Genomic DNA, 21014 nt, shown 5'->3' on the forward strand with positions numbered 1-21014 from the left:
TTTTAGTGCTGCAGGATTTTTTCGAGGAAGTGCTGCGCACGTTCGGAACGGGCGCTGATATCACCGAAGAACTCCTCTTTGGGGCAGTCTTCGATGATCTTGCCGGCGTCCATGAAGATCACGCGGTCGGCCACTTTACGGGCGAAGCCCATTTCGTGGGTCACGCACATCATGGTCATGCCTTCCTGGGCCAGTTGCACCATCACGTCCAGTACTTCGTTGACCATTTCCGGGTCCAGGGCCGAGGTCGGTTCGTCGAACAGCATGACGATCGGGTCCATGGCCAGTGCACGGGCAATCGCCACGCGCTGCTGCTGGCCGCCGGACAGTTGGCCCGGGTGCTTGTCCTTGTGCGCCGACAGACCCACACGTTCCAGCAATTGCAGGCCTTTCTTCTTGGCCTCTTCTTCGCTGCGACCCAACACTTTCACCTGCGCGACGGTCAGGTTCTTGATGATGGTCATGTGCGGGAACAGTTCGAAGTGCTGGAACACCATACCGACGCGCGAGCGCAGTTTTGGCAGGTTGGTCTTCGGGTCGGCAATCGAGGTGCCGTCGACCACAACGTCACCTTTCTGGAACGGTTCCAGGGCGTTGACGCACTTGATCAGGGTGGATTTGCCCGAGCCGGACGGCCCGCACACCACGATCACTTCGCCTTTTTTGACATCAGTGCTGCAATCGGTCAGCACCTGGAAGTCGCCATACCACTTGTTGATATTCTTGATAGAGATCATACGGCAAACCTTTTTTGCAGACGCTTGACCAGCAGCGAGGCGGCAAAGCTGATGATGAAGTAGACGACACCGGCGAAGATCAGGAACTCATTGGAACGCCCGATGATGTCGCCATTGGCGCGCGAAGCATTGAGGAAGTCCACCAGGCCCACGGTGTAGACCAGCGAGGTGTCCTGGAACAGGATGATGCTCTGCTGCAACAGCAGCGGGGTCATCTTGCGGAACGCCTGGGGCAGGATGATCAGGCGCATGGTCTGGCCGTAGGTCATGCCCATCGCTTGTGCTGCAGCCATCTGGCCCTTGGGGATCGACTGTACGCCGGCCCGCACGATTTCGCAGAAGTACGCCGCCTCGAACATCATGAACGCTACGACGCAGGAGGTGAATGCACCGATTGGCGTGTCTTCGCCGGTGATCCAGCGCAATACGAACGGCACCGCCAGGTAGAACCAGGTGATCACCAGCAGCAGCGGGATCGAGCGGAAGTAGTTCACATAGGCGCCAGCCACGCGCGACAGCAGTTTGCTGGAGGACAGGCGCATCAACGCCAGGATGGTGCCGAGGATGATGCCGCCGACCACGCCCATGACCATCAGCTTCAAGGTCATGACCATGCCGTTCCACAGGCCGGGGATGGCCGGGATAATGCCGCTGAAATCGAATTCCATTATTTACCCCCCACGGAAATCAGGCCGGGCACTGCGACTTTCTTCTCGACCAGGCGCATCAGCAGCATCAGGCTCATGTTCAGGGTGAAGTAGATCAGCGTGGCCAGGGTGAAGGCTTCGAACAGGTTGGCCGAGAATTCGGCGGTCTGCTTGGTTTGCGCCAACAGCTCCATCAGGCCGATCAAGGACGCCACGGAGGAGTTCTTGAAGACGTTGAGGAACTCCGAGGTAAGCGGCGGAATGATGATCCGGTAGGCCTGGGGCAGCAGCACGTTCCAGTAGATCTGCGACAGGCTGAAGCCCATGGCGCGCGCGGCGGCTTCCTGGCCACGGGGCAGCGCCTGGATGCCGGTACGCACTTGTTCACATACGCGGGCGGCGGTGAACAGGCCCAGGCACACGACAACGCTCAGGTAGGCCGAGGTGGTCGGGTTCAAGTCTTGTTTGTACCAGTCCTGCAGGTTCTGCGGCAGCAGGTCGGGTACCAGGAAGTACCAGATGAACAGCTGAACCAGCAGTGGCACGTTACGAAAAAGTTCTACATAGCAGGTCGCGATGCCGGCCACGAGGCGGTTAGGCATCGTACGCATCACGCCTAGCATCGAGCCCAGCAGTAAGGCGACGATCCAGGCCACGATGGCGATGGCGATGGTCCAGCCCAAACCGGAGATGAACCAGTCGAGATAGGTCTCGCTGCCCACGCCGGTGGACTTGAAGAATACGCCCCAGTCCCAGTTGTAATTCATTAGGGTCTCCCCCGAAATCGATCGATGTACAAGCACCCGCTTGGGGAAAATCCATTCCCGCCTGACGGTGAACGTCAGGCACACGCGATCGGCTCGGAAACCGCCAGGTCGAGTGTTCCAAATAATGCCAGCAGGTAGTAACAGGCACCTGAGGGAGGGTTGGCTCCCTCAGGGGATAAGGTTAGTTCGGAATCAGGACTTTTTTTCAGCCGTTTTGTCGTCAGCCGCTTTGTCAGTCGGGTTGGCGATCAGGGCCTTGAGTTCGTCGCTCATCGGGAACATCAGGTTCAGGCCTTTTGGTGGGATCGGCGAGCTGAACCACTTGGTGTAGATGTTGTTGATTTCGCCGGACTTGTAGGTAGCGACGATGGCGTCATCCACAGCCTTCTTGAACGGGGCATCGCCTTTGCGAACCATGCAGCCGTAGATTTCGAAGGATTGTGGGGTGCCGGTCACGGCCCAGTCGGTTGGCTTCTTGGCCTTGGCCATTTCACCGGCCAGCAGTGCGTCGTCCATCATGAAGGCAACGGCACGGCCGCTTTCCAGCATCTGGAAGGATTCACCGTGATCCTTGGCGGAGATGACGTTCATGCCCATTTGCTTGTCAGCGTTCATGGACTTGAGGATGCGCTCGGAGGTAGTACCGGCGGTGGTTACGACGTTCTTGCCCTTGAGGTCAGCGAAATCCTTGTAGGTCGAGTCCTTTTTGGACAGCAGACGGGTACCGATTTCGAAGATGCCGACGGAGAAGTCGACTTGCTGCTGACGCTCGACGTTGTTGGTGGTGGAACCACATTCAACGTCCACGGTGCCGTTCTGCACCAGCGGGATACGGGTTTGCGAGGTGACCAGGTTGTATTTGACCTTCAGCTCGCCTTCTTTCATGCCGAGGTCTTTCTCGACAGCCTTGACGATGGCCAGTTGAATGTCGTGGGAGTAGCCCACTGGCTTGCCCGAGCCGTCTGCGATGTAGGAGAACGGGATGGAGGCGTCGCGGTGGCCCAGGGTGATGGTGCCCGACTCTTTGATTTTCTTCAGGGTGCCGGTGAGCTCAGCGGCAAAAACTGGAGTGCTAATCAGAGCGGCAGCGATAGCTGCGCCCAAAATATGGGGAACGATACGCATCAATACTTCCTCGACATTTGTTTTTTTTATGAAGCCTGGACGGCTCTTTCGATACAGCGAATGCCTGTGACGGCTCCTGAAGCATCTCAGGCAAACACGTACCAAGTGTAGAGCATGAGTCGTGCCAGACCGTTAATAAAAGTCTAACTATATGATTTATATAGTTATTAACTTTATGTGACGCTGTTTAATCGATGTTTAAGTCCGGCAAACCGAATCGGCAACAGCAGCGTGTTCGGAAAACCGAATCCATAGGTGTTGGCTTACCGTCGATTGTCATCAGTCAGTCCGCCATCGCAGGCAAGCCAGCTCCCGCATTGATCGCATTTCACATTAAGACGGCCATAAAAAACCCCTGGACCTTCCGGTGCAGGGGCTTCGTTAATCAGGCCGCTTCGATCTTGCTGCGGTTCTGCTCGACCTTGATCAGGTAGCGCTGCAGGTTCTCCTGCTCTTCGGGGGTGGTGAACAGCCCGAGTTTGGTGCGGCGCCACAGGATGTCGTAGGCCTGGGTCGCCCATTCCTCGGCGCACAGGTAGTCGACTTCCCGGGTGTAGAGGCCGCCGCCGAGGTGCTCACCCATGTCTTCCAGCGATTGCACGCCTTCAAGCAGGCGCCAGGTGCGGCTGCCATAGGTCGTCGACCAGCGACGGGCGATTTCGCTGGGGATCCACTCGAACTTGCTGCGAATATCCGTGGCCAGGGCTTCTGGTGTGGTCATGTCTTCGCCGCCGGGCAGGCTGGCCTTGGCGGTCCAGCTTGGCTTGATATGTGGGAAGTACGGGGCCAGTTGCGCCAGTGCCGATTCGGCCAATTTGCGGTAGGTGGTCAGCTTGCCGCCGAACACCGACAGGATCGGCGCTTCTTCGCCCGTGCCCGACAACGCCAGGGTGTAGTCGCGGGTAATGGCCGACGGGTTGTCGGATTCGTCGTTGCACAGCGGGCGCACGCCGGAATAGGTGTGCACGATGTCGTCGCGGCTCAACTGCTGCTTGAAGTGGGCATTGACCACATTGAGCATGTAGTCCGTTTCACCTTCGGTAATCGCCACTTTTGCCGGATCGCCGGTGTACTCACGGTCGGTGGTACCGATGATGGTCAGGTGATTGAGGTACGGAATGGTGAAGACGATGCGCCCGTCTTCGTTCTGCAGGATGTGCGCGTGGGCACCTTCGTACAGTTTCGGCACGATCAGGTGGCTGCCCTGGATCAGGCGGATGCCGTAGGGCGAATCCAGCTTCAGGTCATCCTTGATGAACTTGGCTACCCACGGGCCGGCAGCGTTCACCAGCGCCTTGGCGCGGATCGAGAACAGGCTGCCATCGGCACGTTCCAGGTGCAGATGCCACAGGCCCTTGCTGCGACGGGCGCTGACGCAACGGGTCTGGGTGTGGATATGTGCACCTTTTTCCCGGGCTGCCATGGCATTGAGCACTACCAGGCGCGCGTCATCCACCCAGCAGTCGGAGTATTCGAAGCCTTTGGTGATTGTGCTTTTCAGCGGGCTGTCGGCGCCGAACTTCAGGCTTTTGGAGCCGGCGAGTTTTTCGCGTTTGCCGAGGTGGTCATACAGGAACAGGCCGGCGCGAATCATCCAGGCCGGGCGCAGGTGCGGGCGATGGGGCAGCACAAAGCGCATCTGCTTGACGATGTGCGGGGCCTTGGCCAGCAGCACTTCGCGCTCTGCCAGGGCTTCGCGCACCAGGCGGAATTCGTAATGTTCAAGATAGCGCAGGCCGCCGTGGATCAGCTTGCTGCTGGCGGACGAAGTGTGGCTGGCCAGGTCGTCCTTTTCGCAAAGGAAAACCGACAGGCCGCGACCGGCCGCGTCTGCCGCGATGCCCACGCCATTGATCCCACCGCCAATAACGGCGACGTCATAGACTTCGGCTAGGGGTGGAGCAGGCAAGGTAGAAAGGGGCATCGGCGGGCCTCACGATGTATTTTTAATATTGGAATTCGAACATTAATGTTCATTTGCGAAAATGGTAGCTCATAAACGCAGGCGCAGCCAGTCGACTTCGATTGAAAAAACTCATCGAAGGGCCGAAAAAGGAAAATTTGTGAACATTGAGCCGGGTGCTGGCTCAAGAGAGTTGTTGCCCTACAGGCAGCCATCGCGGGCAAGCCCGCTCCCACAGTTGGAATGCGATCAACCTGTGGGAGCGGGCTTGCCCGCGATGACGGTGGTCCAGGCGCCAGAGATCTCAGGGATAGATCAGACGACTTCCAGGCGAATCTTATGCTGATTGAGCAACTGCACCAGCGCCGGCACCGGCGGCTGATCGGTGACCAGGCAATCAATCAAACTGATCGGCCCCAGGCGAATCATGGCATTGCGCCCGAATTTGCTGGAGTCCGCCGCCAGGATCACCTTGCGCGCATTGGCAATGATCGCCTGGGAAACCCGCACTTCCTGGTAGTCGAAGTCCAGCAGGCTGCCGTCCTCATCAATGCCGCTGATACCTACCAGGGCAAAGTCGACCTTGAACTGGTTGATGAAGTCCACGCTGGCCTGGCCTACCACACCGCCGTCACGGCGCACATTGCCGCCGGTCAGCAGCACATCGAAGTCGTCCTTGGCGCTGAGCATCATGGCGACGTTGAGGTTGTTGGTGATGATTTTCAGGTGGCTGTGGTTGAGCAGCGCCCGGGCGATGGATTCGGTGGTGGTGCCGATATTGATGAACAGCGAGGCGTGATCGGGGATCTGTGCGGCAATGGCTTCGCCGATACGCTGTTTTTCATCGCGCATCTGGTCGGCACGCATGGCGTACTCGGTGTTTTCGACACTGGAGTCATAGGCCGCGCCGCCGTGGTAGCGCCGTAGCAGGTTGGCATCTGCCAGTTGATTGATATCGCGGCGGATGGTTTGCGGGGTGACAACGAACAGCTGCGCCATTTCCTCGATGCTGACGTAGCCGCGTTCGCGGACCAGTTCGAGGATTTGCTGCTGACGGGGAGGCAGATTCATGGGGCGTCCTTTGGGCTGCCGTACAAAAAAGTGGCCCATGATGACGCAGGAATCTGCTCCCTGCCAGTTACAACCCTAAGTGGGTCCGGCGCTTGGCTTATTCGGCGCCTTCGTGGGGTTCCCAGTCGCGGGTGCGGCTGACCGCTTTTTTCCAGCCGGCGTAGAGTTTTTCTTTGGCTGGCTCGTCCAGTTGCGGTTCGAATTCACGCTCGATCACCGCCTTGCCACGCAGTTCTTCCAGGCTGCCCCAGAAACCACAGGCCAGGCCGGCCAGGTAAGCGGCGCCCAATGCAGTGGTTTCGCGCATTTGCGGTCGTTCGACCTGGGTGCCAAGGATGTCGGCCTGGAACTGCATCAGGAAGTTGTTGGCCACTGCGCCGCCGTCTACCCGTAGGGATTTGAGGCGTTCACCGGAATCCTGCTGCATGGCGTCGAGCACGTCGCGAGTCTGGTAGGCAATCGACTCCAGGGCTGCACGAATGATGTGATCCACGCGTACGCCACGGGTCAGGCCGAACAGCGCGCCACGGGCATACGGGTCCCAGTACGGCGCGCCCAGGCCAGTGAAGGCCGGCACCAGGTACACGCCGTTGCTGTCCTTGACCTTGTTGGCGAAGTATTCGGTGTCGTGGGCATCGTTGATGATCTTCAGCTCGTCACGCAGCCATTGCACGGTGGAGCCGCCGTTGAAGACAGCGCCTTCGAGGGCATAGGCCACTTCGCCACGGGGGCCGCAAGCGATGGTGGTGAGCATGCCGTGCTTGGATTTGACTGCCTTGTCGCCGGTGTTCATCAGCAGGAAGCAGCCGGTGCCGTAGGTGTTTTTCGCCTGGCCCGGCTCGACGCACATCTGGCCGAACAGGGCGGCTTGCTGGTCACCAGCGATACCGCCGATGGCAATCCCACTTTTGGTACGGCCATAGATTTCCGAGGAGGATTTAACTTCTGGCAGCATTTCCCGTGGGATATCCAGCACCTCCAGCATCTTCGCGTCCCACTCCAGGGTGTGGATGTTGAAGAGCATGGTGCGCGAGGCGTTGGTGTAGTCGGTGACGTGGGTCTTGCCACCGGTAAATTTCCAGATCAGCCAGCTGTCGATGGTGCCGAACAGCAGCTCGCCATTGCGCGCGCGTTCACGGCTGCCTTCGACGTTATCGAGGATCCACTTCAACTTGGTGCCGGAGAAGTACGGGTCGGTGACCAGGCCGGTGGTGTCGCTGATGTATTGCTCGTGGCCGTCGCGCTTGAGCTGCTGGCAGATCTCGGTGCTGCGGCGGCATTGCCAGACGATGGCGTTATAGATCGGGCGGCCGGTGATCTTGTCCCAGACCACCGTGGTTTCACGCTGGTTGGTGATGCCGATGGCGGCGACCTGATCGTGGTGCAGGCCGGCTTGCGCCAGGGCCTCGACCATCACGGCGCTCTGGGTGGCGAAGATTTCCATCGGGTCATGCTCGACCCAGCCGGCTTGCGGGTAGTGCTGGACGAATTCACGTTGGGCGGTGCACACCACGTTGGCGTCACGATCAAAGATGATCGCCCGTGAACTGGTGGTGCCCTGATCAAGGGCAATGATGTAGTTCTTATTCTGTGTGTCGGTCATGTCGATTGCCTTGGACGGAAAAAGGGAGTGGGTGAGTAGCCTGGGCCGCAAAGGGCAGGTGGGCTCAGGCTACCGCTATCAGGATGTTCGGGTATTACCGCTGGCGGCGGTGTCGGCTGCATCAGTTGTAGCAGGTGCGGCGTTGGGCAAGTGGCGGGCAATCAGCCCGCGATAGGCCGCAGCGCCGAGGCAGGCACCGACAATCGGTGCAAAGATCGGAATCAGGAAGTACGGAATGTCGCGCCCGCCAGTGAAGGCCATTTCACCCCAACCGGCGAAAAAGGTCATCAGTTTGGGGCCGAAATCACGGGCCGGGTTCATCGCAAACCCAGTCAAAGGGCCCATGGCGCTGCCGATGACGGCGATCAACAGACCGATCAGCAGCGGGGCCAGGGGGCCGCGGGGCAGGCCATTATTGTCATCGGTCAGGGCCATGATCACGCCCATGAGGATGGCGGTGATGACCATTTCCACCAGAAACGCCTGGGCTGTATTCAGCAAGGCGTGAGGGTAGGTGGAGAACACCGAGGCCAACTCCAGGCTGGCTGCGGAGCCACGGACCATCTGGTGGGTTTGTTCGTAATCGAAAAACAGGTTGCTGTAGAGCGTGTAAACCAACGCGGCGGAACAAAAGGCGCCGGCGACCTGGGCGATGATATAGAAGGGCAGTTTGCGTTTGTCGAAGTCGGCAAAAATGCACAGCGCGATACTGACGGCTGGATTGAGATGAGCCCCGGAAATGCCGGCGCTCAGGTAGATCGCCATGCTCACGCCGATCCCCCAGATGATGCTGATTTCCCACAAGCCAAAGCTGGCACCCGCGACCTTGAGCGCAGCGACGCAGCCGGTGCCGAAGAAGATCAGCAGCGCGGTGCCGAGGAACTCGGCCATGCATTGGCTTGAAAGTGAAGGCTGTTGAAGAGCAGTTGTCATTGAAAACCTCGGTTTTTTTTCTTGTCTGGCGCGTTGTCACAACGGACAAGGCGCGATTTTCACCATGGACAGGATCCCCATCCTGTTCGTGGCTTACTGCTCGATTACTGCAGGAAGATTCGTACGGTATTCGGAAACGAAAAAATATAGACAAGAAACACTGCTGTCAAAGGTCGAAAGTGAACGGTCGGTCATTTTCTAACTATTAGTGTGATGAATGATCGCGACAGCACGACAAATGAATGGGCGGCAAGCGGGGTCAGGCTCTGCGCGGATTCGCCGCACGGCGCCCTGCACTAGAGCGTTTTGCCTGGGTTTGTCCTAGAATCGGCGGTCTGCTTTGCCACGTTTTCCCCAAGCCTGGAGCCTCCATGACACCCGCATTGGACTTGTTGAAGAAAGTTCGCGCCGAACATCGTATCCACAGTTATGAACATGACCCCAAGGCCGCCTCTTATGGCCTGGAGGCCGCGGAAAAGTTGAGCCTTGACCCGGCGCAGGTGTTCAAGACCTTGCTCGCCAGTAGCGAAAAAGGTGAGTTATTGGTGGCGGTGGTGCCAGTCGTCGGAAGTCTGGATTTGAAGGCCCTGGCTCACGCAGCAGGCGTCAAGAAAGTCGAGATGGCCGACCCGGCTGCGGCGCAGCGTTCTACCGGTTATTTGTTGGGCGGGATCAGCCCGTTGGGGCAGAAGAAACGCTTGCGCACGTTCATCGATGTGAGTGCCCAGCCTTTTGCGACAATTTTTGTCAGCGCCGGCAGGAGAGGGCTGGAGGTAGAGTTGGGAGTAGCAGTGCTGGCAGAGCACACCCAGGGTAAATTTGCGCCGATTGGCCGGGCCTGACGTCAATTTCGAAGGTATCGGCAATCTAAATGTGGGAGCGGGCTTGCTCTCACATTTTGGATTTGGTTGCTTCAGCTGGCAGTGCTATAGCGCCGCACACCGGACTCCACCTGCGGAATCTGCGCCGCCGTGCTCCCCGAGGCCTGGAACAGCACCAGGTGTTCGGCCGCCACGCGAATCCCGACCTGTACACCCACCTGATGATCGGCATGGCTGGGGAAGATCGACTCTAGCTGGGCCCCGGTCGGCAACTGCAGGCGGTACAAGGTCGAGGCCCCCAGGAAGGTCTTGCCGACGATCTGTGCTTTCAGCGCGCTGTCCGGTGCGTAAACGATGTCGTCCGGGCGCAGCAACACGTCCACTGCACAGCCGGCCGGCCAGGTGTAGGCACGATTACCGCGCAACTCACCCAGTTCAGTGGTGACCGACTCCGGCGTAATCAACTGCCCACGGATGAAATAGCCCTGGCCAATAAAGCTCGCGACATAAGGTGTCAGCGGTTCGTGATAGAGGTTGTAGGGCGTATCCCACTGCTCCAGGCGGCCCTCCTTGAACACGCCTACATGGTCACTCACGGCAAAGGCTTCTTCCTGGTCATGGGTCACCAGGATCGCACTGGTGCCACGGGCCTTCAGGATGTCCCGCACTTCATGGCTGAGCTTGCGCCGCAGTTCGCCGTCGAGGTTGGAGAAGGGCTCGTCGAGCAACAGTAATTGCGGTTCCGGCGCCAATGCACGGGCCAGGGCCACGCGTTGCTGCTGCCCGCCAGACAGTTCGTGGGGGAAGCGTTTGCCCAGGTTCTTCAGGTTGACCAGCTCCAGCAGCTCACTAACCACGCGCTCTTTGTGCGGGTGTTTGCGGATACCGAAGCCGATGTTGTCGGCCACGCTGAGATGGGGAAACAGTGCGTAGTCCTGGAACACCATGCCAATGCGACGTTTCTCCGGAGCCAGGGTAAACCCTGCACTGGAGATGACTTCGCCGGCCAGGTTGATTTCGCCTTCGTGCACCGGCTCGAACCCGGCAATTGCCCGCAGGGTGGTGGTCTTGCCACAGCCCGAGGAGCCCAGCAGGCAGCCGATATCACCTGCGTTGAGGTGCAGATTGAGGTTCTGCACCACCCGTTGGTCCTGATAGCCGCATGCCAGATTGCGCAGGTTCAGCAGAAGTGGCTGGCTCATGCGTGGTGGTACGCCGGTGGGACCAGGAACTCCAGCAAGGCCTTCTGGGCGTGCAGGCGGTTTTCTGCCTGGTCCCAGGCGACGGAGCGCGGGTCGTCCAACAGGTCGAGGCTGATTTCTTCACCGCGATGCGCCGGCAGGCAGTGCATGAACAACACATCTGGCGCGGCGAGGTCGAGCAATTCACGGGTGACCTGATAAGGCGCAAACAGGGCCAAGCGCTTGGCGGTTTCGTCTTCCTGGCCCATGGAGGTCCAGACGTCGGTGCTCACCAGGTGCGCGCCGATCACGGCGTCTTTCGGGTCACGCACAATTTGCACGCGGGCGTCGGCCTTGGCCAGGAATTCGGCGCTGGGCTCATAGCCCACAGGGCAGGCAATGCGCAGATGGAAGTCGAACTGGATCGCCGCTTCTATATAGCTGTTGCACATGTTGTTGCCATCGCCGATCCAGGCCACGGTCTTGCCCTGGATCGAGCCGCGATGTTCGAGGAACGTCTGCATATCGGCCAGCAACTGGCACGGGTGCAGGTCATCGGACAGCCCGTTGATCACCGGTACCCGCGAGTTGGCGGCAAACTCGGTGAGCGTGCTGTGGGCGAAGGTACGGATCATCACCGCGTCGAGCATGCGCGACATGACGATGGCGCAATCGCTGATCGGCTCGCCACGGCCCAGTTGGGTGTCCCGTGGCGACAGAAAGATGGCCTGGCCGCCGAGCTGGATCATGCCGGCTTCGAAGGACAGGCGGGTACGGGTGGACGACTTCTCGAAAATCATCCCGAGTACGCGGTTTTTCAAAGGCTCGAACAGTACGCCGCGATTACGCAGGTCTTTAAGCTCAATGCCTCGACGGATCACGCTGACCAGCTCTTCGGGCGTGCAATCCATCAGGGAGAGAAAGTGCCTTGCGCTCATCATTAACTACCTTTTTGCAACAGACCGCAGATACTCAAAGCCTTGTTTATTGTGACAACGGGCGAGACCTGCGGCGAAAGCCGCACGGGGCGACGAAATAGGGGAAGGCGCGATATTGACACTAAATGTCGCGTCTTACCAATAGGCTACGGTTTTTTAGAGGGGTTCAAAGGGGCGGGAATTGCACTTTTGAGGCCTGTTTACGCACTGCAGCGGGTCATTTGTACACTGGCGTCGCGACCTTTTGCAATGTGTGATGGCGGCCTGAGGCCAGGTTGCGTCGGTTTCCTGGGCAGCGCGGGCGCTCTCTGAAACATTTGCTCATGCTTGGCCATGGCCTGGCCTGATGCCCGTTGATTCACGGGGCGAACGTTGCTGGCGCCGCTAGTGGCCGCGGCCCATAGTTGGGCCAAAGCCCTAATAAAGAGACTGGCCATGACCAAGACTCTCCATCACCGTGCCTGCCACCTGTGCGAAGCCATCTGCGGCCTGACCCTGGAAACCACCACCTCTGAGGAGGGCGGCATCGCCATCACCTCGATCAAGGGTGACGCCCAGGACACCTTCAGCCGTGGCCATATCTGCCCCAAGGCCGTGGCCCTGCAGGATATCCAGAATGATCCCGATCGCCTGCACCAGCCGATGCTGCGGGTGGGCAGCGAATGGCAACCGATCCCGTGGGGCGAGGCCTTTACCCTGGTGGCCGAGCGGCTGGCGGGCATCCAGGCGCGGCATGGGCAGAATGCGGTGGCGGTATACCAGGGCAATCCCAGCGTGCATAACTATGGCTTGATGACTCACAGCAACTACTTTCTCGGGCAGTTGAAGACGCGCAATCGTTTCTCTGCAACATCGGTGGACCAACTGCCTCACCACCTTTCCAGCCACCTGATGTATGGCCATGGCCTGTTGCTGCCCATCCCGGATATCGACCAGACCGACTTCATGTTGATCCTGGGCGGCAATCCACTGGCCTCCAATGGCAGCATCATGACCGTGCCAGATGTGGAAAAGCGCCTGAAGGCGATCCAGGCGCGGGGCGGCAAAGTGGTGGTGGTCGACCCCCGGCGCAGTGAGACGGCGGCCATGGCCGACCAGCATCTGTTTGTGCGCCCCGGCGGGGATGCGGCGCTACTGTTCGGGCTGCTCAACACCTTGTTTGCCGAGAACCTGACCCGCGACAGTCACCTGCCGGTGGACGGCCTGGATGAAGTGCGCCGCGCGGTTGAGGGTTTTACCGCCGAGGCCATGAGTACCCGGTGCGCGATCCCGGCGGCACAGATTCGCCAGTTGGCGCGGGATTTTGCAGCGGCAGACAAGGCGGTCTGCTATGGCCGGATGGGGGTGTCGACCCAGGCATTCGGCACCTTGTGCCATTGGTTGGTGCAGTTGATCAACCTGGTCACCGGCAATCTGGATCGGGTAGGCGGCGCCTTGTGCACCGAGCCCGCAGTGGACCTGGTGGCGGCGACCTCCGGCGGGCATTTCAATCGCTGGCAGAGTCGGGTTTCCGGGCGTCCCGAATACAGCGGTGAACTGCCGGTGTCGGCACTGGCCGAAGAAATGCTCACCGAAGGCGAAGGGCAAATCCGCGCACTGGTAACGGTCGCCGGCAATCCGGTGCTGTCCACGCCCAATGGGCGGCAACTGGAGCAGGCGCTGGACGGCCTGGAGTTCATGGTCAGCGTGGACTTGTATATCAATGAAACCACGCGCTATGCCGACCTGATACTGCCGTCGACCTCGGCCCTGGAAAACGATCACTACGACACCACCTTCAATATGTTTGCGGTGCGTAACGTCACGCGCTTCAACCGGGCGATCCTGCCCAAGCCTGAGGGCGCGTTGCACGACTGGGAGATTTTCGTCGGCCTGGCCGAGGCGTTTGCGGCCAGGACCGGCAACCCGCTCAAGCCCACGATGGCGCCAGCGCAGATGATTGATTTTGGCCTGCGGGCGGGCGCCTATGGCGATGCCTCCAGCCATAAACTGTCGGTGGCCATGCTGGCCGAGCATCCCCATGGCCTGGACCTGGGGCCGTTGAAGGCCAACCTGGCAGGGCGCTTGAAAAACGCCAATGGTCGGGTGCAGGCGGCGCCAGCAGTGATCCTGGCGGACCTGGCGCGGTTTGCAGCCTTGCCGTTGCCCAAGGCCGATGAGTTGCTGCTGATCGGTCGCCGGCATGTGCGCAGCAATAACTCATGGATGCATAACTATCACCGGTTGGTGAAGGGCAAGCCGCGGCATCAATTGCTGATGCATCCGGATGACCTCGCCAGTCGCCAACTCAGTGATGGGCAGCAGGTGCGGGTCAGCTCGCGGATCGGCATGATCGAAGTGCAAGTGCTGTCCAGCCTGGAGATGATGCCTGGCGTAGTCAGCCTGCCCCACGGTTGGGGGCATGACCGGCCGGGCGTACACATGAACATTGCCAGCGCACAGCCTGGAGCCAGTGCCAACGACCTCACGGATGAGCGGCAGTTGGACGAGCTGTCGGGCAACGCAGCATTGAACGGCGTGCCAGTGCAGGTCGCGGCGGCGTGACGCAGTGAGTCTGTCGGGGAGCCCGAGCACCACGCTGGGATTTTGCGTTACAATGCGCCACCGTGCCGACCTGTGAGTCGCAAAGTTCCAGCCGAGGTGTTCCATGGATATCATCGAAACGATTAAAGAGCAGATTGCCAACAACACCATTCTGCTTTACATGAAGGGCGCCCCGAATGCCCCTCAGTGTGGCTTCTCCGCGAAGGCTTCCCAGGCTGTCATGCAGTGTGGTGAAAAGTTCGCTTACGTGGATATCCTGCAAAACCCGGAAATCCGCGCCAACCTGCCGAAGTACGCCAACTGGCCAACTTTCCCACAACTGTGGGTAGCCGGTGAACTGGTCGGCGGTAGCGATATCATCACCGAAATGGCGGCTGATGGTTCGTTGCAGGCGCTGATCAAGGACGCTGCTGAAAAAGCCGCTGCCAAGACCGAAGCGTAATTCGCGCGCAATAAAAAGCCCCGCTTCTCATTCGAGAGCGGGGCTTTTTTGTACCTGTAGGAGCGAGCTTGCTCACGAAAAGCGTAAAGGCGCCGCGTTCATTCAGAATGCTCGCGTTATCGTTAACGTCTTTCGCGAGCGAGCTCGCTCCTACAATAGTTAGAGATTATTCACCCATCTGCGATTGCAGGTAGTTCTCCAGGGTCACTTTGTCGATCAGGCCGACTTGGGTTTCCAGCCAGTCGATGTGCTCTTCCTGGTCTTCCAGGATATCTTCCAGCAGCTCACGGCTACCGAAGTCGCCCTTGGTCTCGCAGTGGGCAATGGCGGCCTTGAGGTCGGCGTGGCTCTTGCGCTCCAAGTTCAGGTCGCTGTTGAGCATTTCCAGGGTGTGCTCGCCGATGTTCAGCTTGCCCAAGTCCTGGACGTTCGGCAGGCCTTCGAGGAACAGGATGCGCTTGATCAGCGCGTCTGCATCCTTCATGGCCTTGATCGATTCCTTGTACTCACGCTTGCCGAGCTTTTCCAGGCCCCAGTCGTCATACATGCGTGCATGCAGGAAGTACTGATTGATCGCGACCAGTTCATTGGCAAGGATTTTGTTGAGTTGCTGGATGACTGAGATGTCGCCTTTCATGATTGGGGTCCTGCCCTGTATTCGTTGTATATAGGGCAGAGTTTGAGCTGCACAATTACGAGTGTCAAACCTAAGTTATTGAATAATAAATGAAAATTAATCGGAATAAGAATGTTTGTGTTCCGCGTCTTGGCGCTAACTATTTGAATTACAGACATAAAAAAACCGGACATTAAGTCCGGTTCTTTAAAATAGGCTGATTCAGGCGTGTGTAAATTCTACTGAATAGGGGATTGCGGCCTGGGCTACCTGCAGTTTTGTCAGGGTTTCCCGTACCACTTGCTTGGCGAGGCAGGCACATTTGCCACATTGGCTGGCTACGCCGGTGGTTTCACGCACTTCCTTGTAGCTGCAGCAACCTTCATAGATCGCTTCGCGGATTTGTCCGTCGGTGACGCCAGTGCAGAGGCAGACATACATAAGGGAGAACCATCGCGGGTTTAAGGCTTAAGTGCGATGGATCTTAATGTTAACGAGAATGATTGTCAAAGTGCTTTCTCAAAGCATTGCCCCCCATATGGCCCTCGCTGACGAACGGCTTTTTTCAGGTATGATGGTTGGTCTTTACGAAGCGTGATCGCGTCACGGGCCTGTCGTCAAATCACGGCAGACTCAAAGGCGGTCCATTTACTTCAATTACCATCAGGAGATAACCAATGAGCGTACTCGTCGGCAAACAAGCCCCGGATTTCGACGTACCAGCCGTCCTCGGCAATGGCGAAATCGTTGACAGCTTCAAGCTGTCTGAAGCCATCAAAGGCAAATACGGCCTGGTGTTCTTCTACCCGCTGGACTTCACCTTCGTCTGCCCGTCCGAGCTGATCGCCCTGGATCACCGCATGGACGACTTCAAGGCGCGTAACGTTGAAGTGGTTGCCGTCTCCATCGACTCCCATTTCACCCACAACGCCTGGCGCAACACTGCCATCAATGATGGCGGCATCGGCAAAGTCAAATACACCATGGCTGCCGACATGAAGCACGACATTGCCAAGGCCTACGACGTTGAGTCCGAAGGCGGCGTGGCATTCCGTGGCGCGTTCCTGATCGACGACAAGGGCGTTGTGCGCTCGCAGATCATCAACGACCTGCCGCTGGGCCGTAACATGGAAGAGCTGATCCGTCTGGTCGACGCTCTGCAATTCCACGAAGAGCACGGTGAAGTCTGCCCGGCCAACTGGAAAAAAGGCGACAAGGGCATGAACGCTTCGCCAGCAGGCGTTGCGGCTTACCTGACCGAGAACGCTGGCAAGCTGTAAGCCAGGTTCGCGGTAAAAAAAACCGGCCTGAGAGGGCCGGTTTTTTTATGCATGGGATTCAGGGACGCAATCAGTCGCTGAAGTCTTCCCAGCCGCCCATCTGTTTCCAGCGGTTGACGATGCCGCAGAACAGGTCGGCGGTCTTCTCGGTGTCGTAGCGAGCCGAGTGGGCTTCACGTCCGTCGAAGTCGATGCCGGCTGCCTGGCATGCCTTGGCCAATACGGTCTGGCCATAAGCCAGGCCAGCCAGGGTGGCGGTGTCAAAGCTGGAGAACGGGTGAAACGGGTTGCGCTTCATGTCCAGGCGCGCCACGGCGGCGTTGAGGAAGCCCAGGTCAAAACTGCTGTTGTGGCCGACCAGGATCGCGCGTTTGCAGCCATTGGCCTTCAACGCCTTGCGCACACCACGGAAAATGTCGGTCAGCGCAGCTTCTTCGCTGACGGCCATGCGCAACGGATGATCGAGCTTGATCCCGGTGAACTCCAGGGCAGCGGCTTCGATGTTGGCGCCTTCAAACGGCTCGACGCGGAAGAAGTGGGTGTGTTCTGGATACACAAAGCCCTGTTCATCCATGCCGATGGTCGTCGCGGCAATTTCCAGCAGCGCATCGGTGGCGCAATTGAAACCGCCGGTCTCTACGTCGATAACGACAGGCAGATAGCCGCGGAAACGCTCGGCCATCGGGTGACGCGAACCGCCGCCACCGTGTTCCTGTTCGTCGTCGTAATGGTCTTCACTCACTTGTGTTCCTCCAGCAGGCGCCAGCGCAGTGTTTCACCGGCGCGCAGCGGGATAACGGTCAGCTCGCCAAATGGCAGGCTGGTGGGGGCGGTCCAGTCTTCACGGACCAGGGTAATGCGGTCGGTATTCGCCGGCAGGCCGTAGAAACGCGGGCCATTGAGGCTGGCGAAAGCCTCTAGTTTGTCCAGGGCGTTGCGCGCCTCGAAGGCCTCGGCGTACAACTCGATCGCCGCATAGGCGGTGTAGCAGCCGGCACAGCCGCAGGCCGCTTCCTTGGCGTGCTGGGCGTGGGGCGCCGAGTCGGTGCCGAGGAAAAACTTCGCGCTGCCACTGGTGGCGGCATCGAGCAACGCTACCTGGTGAGTGTTGCGCTTGAGGATCGGCAGGCAATAGAAGTGCGGCCGGATCCCGCCCACCAGCATGTGGTTGCGGTTGTACAGCAGGTGGTGCGCGGTGATGGTCGCGCCAACGTTGGCCGAGGCCTCGGTGACGAACTGCACGGCATCTGCGGTGGTGATGTGCTCGAACACCACCTTGAGGGTCGGGAACAGCTCGACCACACGGCGCATGTGTTCGTCGATGAAGATCTTCTCGCGATCGAATACATCGACATCGCCACGGGTGACTTCACCGTGGATCAGCAGCGGCATGCCCACTTCGGCCATGGCTTCGATGGCGGGCAGGATCTTGTCGATACTGGTCACGCCGGAGTCGGAGTTGGTCGTGGCACCGGCCGGGTACAGCTTGGCGGCGTGTACGAAACCGCTGGCCTTGGCCTCGCGGATTTCGGCAGGCTGGGTGCGGTCGGTCAGGTAGAGCACCATCAACGGTTCGAAGCGGCTACCGGCCGGCCGCGCAGCGAGGATGCGCTGGCGATAGGCGTCGGCTTCAGCGGCATTACGCACCGGAGGTACCAGGTTAGGCATGATGATGGCGCGGCCAAACGTGCGCGCAACATCGGCCACGGTTTGGGGCAACGCAGCACCATCGCGAAGATGAATATGCCAGTCGTCGGGACGCAGCAGGGTCAGGCGGTCGGACATTGGGGATTCCAGGCGGGTCAATCTGGTGGGAATGCTACCGGAAAAGACTCTTGCAGGCACTCGCTATCAAGTTTTGCAGGGCCCGACCGATATCCCTGGGTATGCCTTAACGATGTATGACGCCTTGATGTGTTGTAGAAACCAGTGGAGCCGCCCGTGCGCCAGCAATATCTAGCCCTGCTCAGCGTGTTCGCCAGCCTGCCCGCGATGGCCCTGACATTCCAGACGCGCCTGGAGAATATCGAGTGGAAGGTGGAAGGCGACAAGTTCGAGTGCCGCTTGAGCCAGCCGATCACCGATTTTGGTTCGGGTGAGTTTGTGCGCCGGGCCGGCGAGCAGGCGACATTCCGTCTGAAAGCCTATAACAGCGCGTTGGGTGTTGGTTCCGCAACGCTATTGGCGGCGGCGGCACCGTGGCAGCCGGGGCGCGGTGATATCAACCTTGGTGCCGTACGTGTCGGCAGCGGCGATGTGCTGTTCAACAGCTCCCAAGCCCAGGCCGGGCGCCTGTTCAATGGTTTGCTGGAGGGTCGCAGTCCCACCGTGCGCCACTATTCCCGGGACGGCGGCTATTCGGAAATCCGCCTGCTGCCGGTGCGATTCAATAAGGCCTATAGCGACTACCAGTTGTGTACCGCGAAATTGCTGCCGATGAATTTCGAGCAGGTCAAGCAGGCTGAAGTGGGCTTTCCGGGTGGTGGTATCGACCTGGATCCGGCGGCCAAGGCCAAGTTGATGGTGATGCTCGAATTCATCAAGGCCGATCCTACGGTCAACCATATCGAACTGGACGGCCATTCGGACAACAGCGGCAACCGCCTGACCAATCGCGACCTGTCCCGGCGCCGGGGCCTGGCGGTGATGGACTTCCTCAAGGCCAACGGTATTCCTGAGTCGCAGATCGTTCTGCGCTTCCACGGTGAACGTTATCCGCTGGTGCCCAATACCAATCCGGCCAACCGGGCGAAGAACCGGCGAGTGAATATTCACCTTGATCGCGTGCCTGCCCCCGAGAAACCAGCGCCCCAGGCCACGGCTCCGGCGAATGCGGCGGCAACGTCCTGAGTGCGGCCATTCGTCGCGCGCTCGACATAATCTGTCGCTTTATCTTCATTTGCTGTCGCGCCCCTGTAATTTCACGGTTTTGATCGGTAGAATCGACGCCTTTCCGTAAAACCCCGTGGAGTGATGGCATGGCCGACGTAAACAAGGTCGTTCTCGCGTATTCCGGCGGCCTGGACACTTCGGTGATCCTCAAGTGGCTGCAGGATACTTATAACTGTGAAGTGGTGACCTTCACCGCTGACCTGGGTCAGGGCGAAGAGGTCGAACCTGCACGAGCCAAGGCGCAAGCCATGGGCGTCAAAGAGATCTACATTGACGACCTGCGCGAAGAATTCGTCCGCGATTTCGTTTTCCCGATGTTTCGCGCCAACACCGTCTACGAAGGCGAGTACCTGCTGGGTACTTCCATCGCACGTCCGCTGATCGCCAAGCGCCTGATCGAAATCGCCAATGAAACCGGCGCTGACGCCATTTCCCATGGCGCCACTGGCAAGGGCAACGACCAGGTGCGTTTCGAACTGGGCGCCTATGCCTTGAAGCCTGGCGTAAAAGTGATTGCCCCTTGGCGTGAATGGGACCTGTTGTCCCGTGAAAAGCTGATGGATTACGCTGAAAAGCACGCAATCCCGATCGAACGCCACGGCAAGAAGAAGTCCCCGTACTCGATGGACGCCAACCTCCTGCACATCTCCTATGAAGGCGGCGTGCTGGAAGATACCTGGACCGAGCACGAAGAAGACATGTGGAAATGGACCGTCTCCCCGGAGAACGCTCCTGACAAGGCCCAGTACCTGGAACTGACCTACCGCAACGGCGACATCGTCGCGCTGGACGGCGTCGAAATGACCCCGGCCACCGTACTGGCGACCCTGAACCGTATCGGTGGCGAGCACGGCATTGGCCGTCTGGACATCGTGGAAAACCGTTACGTGGGCATGAAGTCCCGTGGCTGCTACGAAACCCCAGGCGGCACCATCATGCTGCGCGCTCACCGCGCCATCGAGTCCATCACCCTGGACCGCGAAGTGGCTCACCTCAAAGATGAGCTGATGCCCAAGTACGCCAGCCTGATCTACACCGGCTACTGGTGGAGCCCTGAGCGCCTGATGCTGCAACAGATGATCGATGCGTCCCAGGTCCATGTGAACGGTGTTGTGCGCCTGAAGCTGTACAAGGGCAACGTGATCGTGACCGGCCGCAAGTCCGATGAGTCGCTGTTCGATGCCAACATCGCGACCTTTGAAGAGGACGGCGGTGCCTACAATCAGGCCGATGCCGCTGGTTTCATCAAGCTCAACGCCCTGCGCATGCGCATTGCGGCCAACAAGGGCCGCAAGTTGTTCTGAAAAGCCTGAAGCCTCATAAAGAATGGTTCCTTGAAAGAGGGGCCATTTTTTTTACCTGCGATTCAGGAGGCGATTGTGTTTATCAATGTTTAATGTTCTTTTGGTCGTCGGAATTTTCGGTGTTTATTATTTTTTACATTTGATTTTTTTGTGTCCGGAAGTTGGTGTTTCAGGTGAATAGTCTTATTTGTGTTTGAATTCATCCAGTTG

Annotated in this window: 20 protein-coding genes; 6 read left to right on the plus strand and 14 right to left on the minus strand. The window is 58.9% G+C overall.

What is annotated here, in order from left to right; genetic code table 11:
• Positions 1–2: 2 nt before the first annotated feature.
• From FJD34_RS05145 to FJD34_RS05180, 8 genes are all read right to left on the minus strand, one after another.
• Positions 3–737 (minus strand): amino acid ABC transporter ATP-binding protein, encoded by a 735-nt coding sequence (locus FJD34_RS05145; protein WP_032859910.1) that lies wholly within the window; start codon positions 735–737, stop codon positions 3–5.
• A complete protein-coding gene (locus tag FJD34_RS05150; RefSeq protein ID WP_032859909.1) occupies positions 734–1405 on the minus strand; it encodes an amino acid ABC transporter permease in 672 nt (223 codons plus the stop codon). The genes FJD34_RS05145 and FJD34_RS05150 overlap by 4 nt, the downstream gene beginning before the upstream one ends.
• Positions 1405–2151 carry an amino acid ABC transporter permease gene (locus tag FJD34_RS05155; protein ID WP_032859908.1) on the minus strand — a complete coding sequence of 249 codons (747 nt, stop codon included), beginning with the start codon at positions 2149–2151 and terminating at the stop codon, positions 1405–1407. The genes FJD34_RS05150 and FJD34_RS05155 overlap by 1 nt, the downstream gene beginning before the upstream one ends.
• Before the next feature lie 192 nt (positions 2152–2343).
• Positions 2344–3276, minus strand: coding sequence for a glutamate/aspartate ABC transporter substrate-binding protein (locus FJD34_RS05160; RefSeq protein ID WP_029295166.1), 933 nt, complete (start codon positions 3274–3276; stop codon positions 2344–2346).
• A gap of 385 nt (positions 3277–3661) precedes the next feature.
• Positions 3662–5200 carry a glycerol-3-phosphate dehydrogenase gene (gene glpD / locus FJD34_RS05165; protein WP_090291917.1) on the minus strand — a complete coding sequence of 513 codons (1539 nt, stop codon included), beginning with the start codon at positions 5198–5200 and terminating at the stop codon, positions 3662–3664.
• Between the two features lie 294 nt (positions 5201–5494).
• Complete coding sequence (locus tag FJD34_RS05170) at positions 5495–6250, minus strand: DeoR/GlpR family transcriptional regulator (RefSeq protein ID WP_032859906.1); 756 nt, start codon at positions 6248–6250, stop codon at positions 5495–5497.
• A 97-nt stretch (positions 6251–6347) separates the two neighbouring features.
• A complete protein-coding gene (gene glpK, locus FJD34_RS05175; protein WP_090291916.1) occupies positions 6348–7853 on the minus strand; it encodes a glycerol kinase GlpK in 1506 nt (501 codons plus the stop codon).
• A 78-nt stretch (positions 7854–7931) separates the two neighbouring features.
• Positions 7932–8786, minus strand: a complete 855-nt coding sequence (locus tag FJD34_RS05180) for an MIP/aquaporin family protein (protein WP_032859904.1) — start codon at positions 8784–8786, stop codon at positions 7932–7934.
• A gap of 371 nt (positions 8787–9157) precedes the next feature.
• On the opposite strand from FJD34_RS05180, the gene ybaK reads away from it, so the two are divergent.
• Positions 9158–9628 carry a Cys-tRNA(Pro) deacylase gene (gene ybaK / locus FJD34_RS05185; RefSeq protein WP_090291914.1) on the plus strand — a complete coding sequence of 157 codons (471 nt, stop codon included), beginning with the start codon at positions 9158–9160 and terminating at the stop codon, positions 9626–9628.
• A 71-nt stretch (positions 9629–9699) separates the two neighbouring features.
• Here the strand turns inward: ybaK and FJD34_RS05190 are convergent, their stop codons facing one another.
• Both FJD34_RS05190 and argF read right to left on the minus strand, forming a co-directional pair.
• Positions 9700–10809 (minus strand): ABC transporter ATP-binding protein, encoded by a 1110-nt coding sequence (locus tag FJD34_RS05190; protein WP_032858450.1) that lies wholly within the window; start codon positions 10807–10809, stop codon positions 9700–9702.
• A complete protein-coding gene (gene argF / locus FJD34_RS05195) occupies positions 10806–11726 on the minus strand; it encodes an ornithine carbamoyltransferase (protein WP_065942645.1) in 921 nt (306 codons plus the stop codon). The genes FJD34_RS05190 and argF overlap by 4 nt, the downstream gene beginning before the upstream one ends.
• A gap of 435 nt (positions 11727–12161) precedes the next feature.
• Here argF and FJD34_RS05205 point away from each other — a divergent pair, with 435 nt between their 5' ends.
• Together FJD34_RS05205 and grxD are read left to right on the plus strand one after the other, a co-directional pair.
• Entirely contained in the window at positions 12162–14270 is a 2109-nt protein-coding gene (locus FJD34_RS05205; protein ID WP_090291909.1) for a molybdopterin oxidoreductase family protein, read from the plus strand.
• 103 nt (positions 14271–14373) lie between these two features.
• Complete coding sequence (gene grxD / locus FJD34_RS05210; RefSeq protein ID WP_032858447.1) at positions 14374–14712, plus strand: Grx4 family monothiol glutaredoxin; 339 nt, start codon at positions 14374–14376, stop codon at positions 14710–14712.
• 166 nt (positions 14713–14878) lie between these two features.
• On the opposite strand, the gene bfr is transcribed toward grxD, so the two are convergent.
• Complete coding sequence (bfr, locus tag FJD34_RS05215) at positions 14879–15349, minus strand: bacterioferritin (RefSeq protein WP_032858446.1); 471 nt, start codon at positions 15347–15349, stop codon at positions 14879–14881.
• A gap of 201 nt (positions 15350–15550) precedes the next feature.
• On the minus strand, positions 15551–15769 hold the full coding sequence (locus tag FJD34_RS05220) for a bacterioferritin-associated ferredoxin (protein ID WP_032858445.1): 219 nt from the start codon (positions 15767–15769) through the stop codon (positions 15551–15553).
• 236 nt (positions 15770–16005) lie between these two features.
• On the opposite strand from FJD34_RS05220, the gene FJD34_RS05225 reads away from it, so the two are divergent.
• Positions 16006–16608, plus strand: coding sequence for a peroxiredoxin (locus FJD34_RS05225; protein ID WP_032858443.1), 603 nt, complete (start codon positions 16006–16008; stop codon positions 16606–16608).
• Positions 16609–16678: 70 nt separating this feature from the next.
• On the opposite strand, the gene rnt is transcribed toward FJD34_RS05225, so the two are convergent.
• Both rnt and pyrC read right to left on the minus strand, forming a co-directional pair.
• Positions 16679–17350 (minus strand): ribonuclease T, encoded by a 672-nt coding sequence (gene rnt, locus FJD34_RS05230; RefSeq protein WP_029295237.1) that lies wholly within the window; start codon positions 17348–17350, stop codon positions 16679–16681.
• Complete coding sequence (pyrC, locus tag FJD34_RS05235) at positions 17347–18393, minus strand: dihydroorotase (protein ID WP_032858441.1); 1047 nt, start codon at positions 18391–18393, stop codon at positions 17347–17349. Before pyrC ends, rnt begins: the two co-directional genes overlap by 4 nt.
• Positions 18394–18549: 156 nt before the next feature.
• Here pyrC and FJD34_RS05240 point away from each other — a divergent pair, with 156 nt between their 5' ends.
• Together FJD34_RS05240 and FJD34_RS05245 are read left to right on the plus strand one after the other, a co-directional pair.
• Positions 18550–19458, plus strand: coding sequence for a flagellar protein MotY (locus FJD34_RS05240; RefSeq protein ID WP_032858438.1), 909 nt, complete (start codon positions 18550–18552; stop codon positions 19456–19458).
• Between the two features lie 128 nt (positions 19459–19586).
• A complete protein-coding gene (locus FJD34_RS05245) occupies positions 19587–20804 on the plus strand; it encodes an argininosuccinate synthase (protein ID WP_003208700.1) in 1218 nt (405 codons plus the stop codon).
• Positions 20805–21014 lie beyond the last annotated feature (210 nt).

The sequence above is a fragment of the Pseudomonas brenneri genome (genome assembly GCF_007858285.1).
In the GTDB taxonomy this organism is placed as follows: domain Bacteria; phylum Pseudomonadota; class Gammaproteobacteria; order Pseudomonadales; family Pseudomonadaceae; genus Aquipseudomonas; species Aquipseudomonas brenneri.

Bases quoted from the DNA above. Each gene is read 5' to 3' on its own strand.
- FJD34_RS05145 (WP_032859910.1), bottom strand. From the start codon at position 737: ATGATCTCTATCAAGAATATCAACAAGTGGTATGGCGACTTCCAGGTG.
- FJD34_RS05150 (WP_032859909.1), bottom strand. From the start codon at position 1,405: ATGGAATTCGATTTCAGCGGCATTATCCCGGCCATCCCCGGCCTGTGG.
- FJD34_RS05155 (WP_032859908.1), bottom strand. From the start codon at position 2,151: ATGAATTACAACTGGGACTGGGGCGTATTCTTCAAGTCCACCGGCGTG.
- FJD34_RS05160 (WP_029295166.1), bottom strand. From the start codon at position 3,276: ATGCGTATCGTTCCCCATATTTTGGGCGCAGCTATCGCTGCCGCTCTG.
- glpD (WP_090291917.1), bottom strand. From the start codon at position 5,200: ATGCCCCTTTCTACCTTGCCTGCTCCACCCCTAGCCGAAGTCTATGAC.
- FJD34_RS05170 (WP_032859906.1), bottom strand. From the start codon at position 6,250: ATGAATCTGCCTCCCCGTCAGCAGCAAATCCTCGAACTGGTCCGCGAA.
- glpK (WP_090291916.1), bottom strand. From the start codon at position 7,853: ATGACCGACACACAGAATAAGAACTACATCATTGCCCTTGATCAGGGC.
- FJD34_RS05180 (WP_032859904.1), bottom strand. From the start codon at position 8,786: ATGACAACTGCTCTTCAACAGCCTTCACTTTCAAGCCAATGCATGGCC.
- ybaK (WP_090291914.1), top strand. From the start codon at position 9,158: ATGACACCCGCATTGGACTTGTTGAAGAAAGTTCGCGCCGAACATCGT.
- FJD34_RS05190 (WP_032858450.1), bottom strand. From the start codon at position 10,809: ATGAGCCAGCCACTTCTGCTGAACCTGCGCAATCTGGCATGCGGCTAT.
- argF (WP_065942645.1), bottom strand. From the start codon at position 11,726: ATGAGCGCAAGGCACTTTCTCTCCCTGATGGATTGCACGCCCGAAGAG.
- FJD34_RS05205 (WP_090291909.1), top strand. From the start codon at position 12,162: ATGACCAAGACTCTCCATCACCGTGCCTGCCACCTGTGCGAAGCCATC.
- grxD (WP_032858447.1), top strand. From the start codon at position 14,374: ATGGATATCATCGAAACGATTAAAGAGCAGATTGCCAACAACACCATT.
- bfr (WP_032858446.1), bottom strand. From the start codon at position 15,349: ATGAAAGGCGACATCTCAGTCATCCAGCAACTCAACAAAATCCTTGCC.
- FJD34_RS05220 (WP_032858445.1), bottom strand. From the start codon at position 15,769: ATGTATGTCTGCCTCTGCACTGGCGTCACCGACGGACAAATCCGCGAA.
- FJD34_RS05225 (WP_032858443.1), top strand. From the start codon at position 16,006: ATGAGCGTACTCGTCGGCAAACAAGCCCCGGATTTCGACGTACCAGCC.
- pyrC (WP_032858441.1), bottom strand. From the start codon at position 18,393: ATGTCCGACCGCCTGACCCTGCTGCGTCCCGACGACTGGCATATTCAT.
- FJD34_RS05245 (WP_003208700.1), top strand. From the start codon at position 19,587: ATGGCCGACGTAAACAAGGTCGTTCTCGCGTATTCCGGCGGCCTGGAC.